Origin of the sequence: uncultured Nocardioides sp., from assembly GCF_902805925.1 — a bacterium.
Classification (GTDB): domain Bacteria; phylum Actinomycetota; class Actinomycetes; order Propionibacteriales; family Nocardioidaceae; genus Nocardioides.
This window is the reverse complement of the sequence record NZ_CADCUP010000154.1, coordinates 1-5,389: the sequence shown is the minus strand read 5'-3', so window position 1 is coordinate 5,389 and position 5,389 is coordinate 1. Positions and strand designations below refer to the sequence as shown.

General features: G+C 73.9%; 6 protein-coding genes. 2 read left to right on the top strand and 4 right to left on the bottom strand.

The features are described from left to right. The 4 genes from QZX64_RS11230 to QZX64_RS11215 all read right to left on the bottom strand — a co-directional run. A partial coding sequence (locus tag QZX64_RS11230) for a hypothetical protein (RefSeq protein WP_295659717.1) occupies positions 1–420 on the bottom strand: 420 nt, incomplete at its 3' end. A 76-nt stretch (positions 421–496) separates the two neighbouring features. Further along, positions 497–1,588 (bottom strand): glycosyltransferase, encoded by a 1,092-nt coding sequence (locus QZX64_RS11225; protein WP_295659715.1) that lies wholly within the window; start codon positions 1,586–1,588, stop codon positions 497–499. A 52-nt stretch (positions 1,589–1,640) separates the two neighbouring features. Next, positions 1,641–3,245, bottom strand: a complete 1,605-nt coding sequence (locus tag QZX64_RS11220; RefSeq protein ID WP_295659712.1) for an NAD(P)/FAD-dependent oxidoreductase — start codon at positions 3,243–3,245, stop codon at positions 1,641–1,643. Between the two features lie 5 nt (positions 3,246–3,250). Then, the gene (locus QZX64_RS11215) at positions 3,251–3,688 is read right to left on the bottom strand and encodes an SRPBCC family protein (RefSeq protein WP_295659709.1); all 438 of its coding nucleotides are present in this window, start codon (positions 3,686–3,688) and stop codon (positions 3,251–3,253) included. A gap of 125 nt (positions 3,689–3,813) precedes the next feature. Here QZX64_RS11215 and QZX64_RS11210 point away from each other — a divergent pair, with 125 nt between their 5' ends. Beyond that, complete coding sequence (locus QZX64_RS11210) at positions 3,814–4,761, top strand: iron-containing redox enzyme family protein (RefSeq protein WP_295659706.1); 948 nt, start codon at positions 3,814–3,816, stop codon at positions 4,759–4,761. Further along, positions 4,758–4,970 carry a CDGSH iron-sulfur domain-containing protein gene (locus tag QZX64_RS11205; protein ID WP_295656242.1) on the top strand — a complete coding sequence of 71 codons (213 nt, stop codon included), beginning with the start codon at positions 4,758–4,760 and terminating at the stop codon, positions 4,968–4,970. Before QZX64_RS11210 ends, QZX64_RS11205 begins: the two co-directional genes overlap by 4 nt. Positions 4,971–5,389 lie beyond the last annotated feature (419 nt).

The window sequence follows — 5,389 nt, the reverse complement described above, 5'->3', positions numbered from 1 at the left end:
GGGCGCCACCAGCGCGGTGGAGGCCTCGAGGCCCAGCCGGTGGACGGCATCGTGGCGGCGCCCGGGGGCCACCACGCCGACGACGGGGACGCCGTGCAGGCGCACGAGCAGCACCACCTCCACGGAGCTGTCGACCACGACCGCACGGGGCCGCGCCGCGACGAGCCACTCGCTGATCCGGTGCATGCGGTCAGCCAGGCCCCGGTCGTGGAGCGGCACCCAGTGCAGGCGACCACCCGCGGAGGGGTCGTCGGGGTGCCCGCCCTCGTCGTCGCGAGGCAGCCGCACCCACTCGCCGGGCCACCCCTCGGGGCACGGCAGCGAGGACAGGCCGGTCACCGGCAAGTCCAGCTCGCGGGCGACCGACTGCGCCCGGTGCAGGTGCCCGCTGCCGTGGTGGTGGACGTACATGCCGATCACGCCGTCGCACCCGCCTCGACGAGCACGGCGAGCCGCGCGCCCGGGAGCAGGTCGACGAGGCGCAGGCGCAACCCGCTCACGTCACCAGCGCTCGGTAGATGCGGTGGTGGGCATCCTCGATCAGCGCGCGCTGCCGGCGGCGCTCCTCGACGTCCGCACCGAGCCGCGGGCGCTCGGCGTACGCCGTGGTGACGGCCGCGCGCAGCGAGTCGGGGTCGAATTGCTCCTCGTCGTGCAGGTAGCCCAGCACCGGTCCCTGCTCGGCGAAGTAGCCGCACGACGGCGCGACCACCGTGGTCTGGAGGTCGCGGCACGCCTCGAGCCAGCCCGAGTGCGTGCCGGAGCGGTGGGGGAGGACGCAGGCGTCGAGCGAGGCCAGGTAGCTCCACAGCTCGCCGTCCGAGAGGTGGTCGTGGACGTGCAGCTCGAGCCGACCTCGCAGCTGCTCGTGCGCCAGGTACGCCGCGACGTCGGCGTCGTGCCCGGCGCCGCCTGCCTCGAGCACGTCGCAAGGCACGTTGACCTGGAGCACCGCGCCGTCGAGCCGGGCGACGGTCTCCACGAGCGTGGGGAGCAGCCGCAGCGGGTCCATGTCGGCGCGCAGGCTCTCGACGTGCAGACCGACCCGGAACGTGCGGTGCCGATCGACCTTCTCAGGCTGGAGGGCCGCCATGGCGTGCAGCTCGACGACGTGCGGGTGCGGCACCACCTCCGCCTCCCGGCCCCAGCGCCGCAGGATCTCGGCGGCCGCACCCGGGGTCAGGGTGATGAGCCGGTCGGCTGCCGGCACCAGGACGTCGAGCTGCCGGTCGTGCAGGGTGCGGTCGGGGTGGTGGGGGCGCAGGTCGTGCACGGTGAACACGAACGGCTTGCCCCGCCGCCGCAGCGCCCGGGTGAGCTCCGCCAGCTCCTCGGGCGAGCTCGCTTCGAAGCCGCAGTGCAGGTGGAAGAGGTCGAAGTCGGCCGTCGCCGCCCACTCCGGGCGCAGCATCACCGGGGGCGACGCCGGCTGCACCGCCGAGCGGCTGCCACTGGACGGGTCCGGGTCGGGCAGGCGGCGGACCAGGTGACCCTCGGGCGAGGAGAGGTGCCGCACGTAGACGTGGCCCGACGGCACCGAGGCGACGGTGAGCGTCCGCTGCAGGGGTGCGGGGTCGGTGAGGGTCATGGGCCGGAGGTACCCCCGGCAAGCGCTTCCAAGCCCGCGTGCCCGTCTCGGGTCAACGACGCGAGAAGGGCCTCGTGACCCGGTTAACGCGTGCGTGGAAGATCGCGGCCCGCGCAGCATTGTCACCGGGTGCGCCGTGGACGCCGCCTCCGGGGTGCGCGCTCGCGGAGCCGAGGTAGAGCCCGGCGATCCCCGTCTCCGCTCGGCCCAGCAGCCCCGGGACCGGGCGCAGGAACAGCTCCTGCTGCAGCTGCGACGTGCCGCCGTTCACGGCGCCGCCGACCAGGTTGGCGTCGCGGTGCTCGAGCTCGTGGGGTCCCAGAACGCGACGGGCGAGGACTCGCGACCCGAAGCCGGGCGCCAGCCGCTCGATCCGCTCCTGCATGCGGTCGCCGAAGCGCTCGCAGTCGTCGTGGTCCCAGACCCCGCGGATGCTGCCGTCGCCGGCGTCACGCACGTGCGGGTGCGGCTGGGGGACGTGCGTGTAGGCCCACATCGACTCGGTGCCCGCCGGAGACCGGGTGGGGTCGCTGCTGGTCATCTGACCGGTCAGCAGGAACGGCTCGGCCGGGATGGAGCGCGAGGAGACCTGGTTGAGCGCCTGCGACATCGCGTCGACCGAGTCGGCGACGTGCACGGTGCCGGCGACGTACGGCGGCGGGCTGGCCCAAGGCACGGGCCCGCTGAGCGCCCAGTCGACCTTGACGGTGCCGGGGTCGAGCTGGAAGTGCCTCATGCCGCGCGCGACGCGCGCCGGCAGGTGCTGGGCGGCGACCAGGCCACCGAAGAGCCGGGTCGCCGAGACGTCCGCCACCACGGCCCGGTGGGCGGCGAACCGCTCGCCGTCGGCCGTCACGACGCCGGAGGCGCGCCCGTCGCGCACGAGGACCTCGGTCACCGCCCGGCCGCAGTGGATCTCACCGCCGCGCGCCTGGAACCGCCGCGCCAGGGCGCCGCTCAGCTCGCCCGCGCCGCCGACGGGGACGGGGAAGCCCACGGTCTGGCCCATCATCGTCAGCAGGATGCCGAACAGCCCCGACCCCGGGGACTCCAGCGGTATGTCGGAGTGGCCGGCGTTGCCGGCGAGCAGCAGCCCGGGCGCGTCACCGCCGAACCGGTCGCGCGCCAGGTCGGCCACCGGCGTCAGGAACGTCTTCACCAGGTCGAGGCCGCCGGCCGCCCGCAGCCGGGTGAGGGCACCGAGCCCTGCGCGCACCGGCGGGAAGGGCGTGAGCAGCGCAGCGATGACCTGGTCCCCGATGCGGTCCCAGGTGTCGCACAGGGCCAGCCACCGCTCGCCGTCGCCGCTGTGCGCCTCCTCCATGAGACCGGCCGTGACGTGCCGGTCGCGGTGGAGCACCGCCCAGCGGCCGTCGGGGGTGGGGTGGCCCAGCACGGCGGGCGCGTGGGCCCAGGCGAGCCCGTGCTCCTCGAGACCGAAGGAGGAGATGGTCGGCGACACCGCGGCCAGCGGGTAGAACGCGCTGAAGGTGTCGTGCACGAAGTCGGGGTGCAGCTCGCGGTCGCTGCGCACCGCGCCGCCGACCTCCGCCTGCTGCTCCAGCAGCACCACCGACCAGCCCGCGTCCACGAGGCGGTTCGCGGCGACCAGGCCGTTGGGACCGGCCCCGACGACGACGGCGTCGTGGCCCGCCACGACGCTCAGCCCTCCCGACGCTCGGCGACGAAGGCCAGACGGCGGAGGGTCTCGACGTTGCGCCAGGCCAACTGGATGTCACGCAGGGGCTTGGGCACGAGGAGGCCGGGACCCGACACGGCGTCCTCCACGATGGTGACCTCGGTGGCGCCGTCCTGCGCGTCGAGGAGGAAGGTGACCTCGGCCTCGCCCGCGGGCCAGCCCCGCGCCCTCAGCTTCAGCCGCTCGTGCGGGACGCACTCCAGGACGGTGGTCGAGTCGTCGATCAGGGCCGGCCACACGCCGACCGAGTGGTGCAGGGTGGCGTCGACGGCCGGCCAGGACTCCTCGACGTCGCGCATCCGCGAGGCGCCGACCACGAACAACGGGTAGAGCCAGCCGTCGGCCAGCACGTCCCAGACCTTCTCGACGGGTGCCTCGATGAGGCGGCTGTTGGTGCTCACGGCGCTTGCTCCTGTCGTCGCGGGAACGGCGGGGACCAGGTGGCCGCTCGCCGCGCCACGGTACCCACGAGCGCAGACATGATGACGGCTCCGGTGGCCCGGGGAAGAAGTGGGTACTGGTCTCCATGATCTTGCCCAAGCCCCGTGGAGAGCTCAGCGCTGCCCTGTTCGAGGCCCTGCGGTCGGTGCCCGAGCGCACGCCACCGCTGCCGCAGTTCGCTGACGACGCCGCCGACGCAGCCCTCTCGCTGTGGGTCCTGCACGAGCTGTCCTACCGCGGCTTCGAGGACGTCGACGACGAGGCCGAGTGGGACCTCGTCGCCCTCGGCGTGCGGCGCACCCTGGAGCGCGAGCTCGAGCAGCGCCTGCGCGACCGCTGGCCGGGCAATCCAGCGGGCGGCTACGACCCCGACGAGCTGCTGGCGTTCGTGGAGGCCGACGACGGCCCGTCGCTGTCGTCGTACATCCAGAAGAAGGCGACGCGGGAGGAGACCCTCGAGCTGCTGCGGCAGCGCTCGGTCTACCACCTCAAGGAGGCCGACCCGTCCGCGTGGACGGTGCCGCGCCTGCCCGTGCGCGCCCAGGCCGCCCTGGTCGAGCTCCAGTTCGACGAGTACGGCGACGGCGACCCCAACCGGCTGCACTCGCACCTCTTCGCCCGGGGCCTGGACGCGGAGGGACTTCGCTCGGAGCGCGGCGCCTACATCGACGAGGCGACTCCTGAGACGCTGGAGATGAACAACGCCATGTCGCTGTTCGGCCTCCACCGACGGCTGCGTGGAGCGGCCATGGGTCACCTGGCGGCGTTCGAGGCGTCGAGCTCGCTGCCCTCGCGCAAGATGGCGCAGGGCCTGGAGCGGCTCGGCTTCAACGACCAGCTCGTCGGCTACTACACCGAGCACGTCGAGGCCGACGCCGTGCACGAGCAGCTCGCCGCCCGCGACATCTGCGGCACGCTGGCCGAGGACGACCCGGGCCAGGCGGACGGCATCTGGTTCGGCGCCTTCACCTGCCTGGACCTCGAGGCGCGCTTCGCGCGGTCGATGTTCGAGCGGTGGGGGAGCCAGGAGTGAGCGGACCTCCGCAGCACGACCATCCCGACGTCGTGCTGTGCCCCGGTGGACCCGTGCTGGTGCGCGGTGCGCACACGGTCCAGGACGCCGACGGGCAGGTGCACGAGGTGCGGCGACCCGTCGTCGCGCTGTGCCGCTGCGCGAAGTCGGCCCGACTGCCCTTCTGCGACGGCACGCACAAGCTGCTGCCCGAGGGCGCCCGGCCCTGAGCCGCCGCCTCCCCGGGGCTCTCGCCGCGCGGCTCCTCGCCCTGGCCCTAGTCCCGGAGCTCGTCTTCGTCCCGGAGTCCGTCTTCGCGATGTAGCCGCGTCGTGCAGGGCTCTGCTGCCGGAGTCGGTGCTCGACACCGTGACGGACGTCGTCCTCGCCGTCGCCAAGATCCTGCCGAAGATCTACCTCAGCGACTGGGTCGGGGACCGCGGACGCCGTTCGCAGACGCGGAGCATCTACCCCGAGGACTAGCGCCGCACGAGCACCAGCACGCCCCGCTCGTGGGGCCGGACCTCCGCGAGCGTCAGCCCGGTGGCGGCCAGCCACGGGTCGCCCCGCAGTGCCTCGACCTGCTCCGGGGAGCCGAGCTGGAGCAGCCCGTGCGCGGTGGGGAGCAGGTGCCGCTCGATGACCTTCA

Coding starts and splice junctions, on each gene's coding strand:
- QZX64_RS11225 (WP_295659715.1), bottom strand. CDS start 1,588: ATGACCCTCACCGACCCCGCACCCCTGCAGCGGACGCTCACCGTCGCC.
- QZX64_RS11210 (WP_295659706.1), top strand. CDS start 3,814: ATGATCTTGCCCAAGCCCCGTGGAGAGCTCAGCGCTGCCCTGTTCGAG.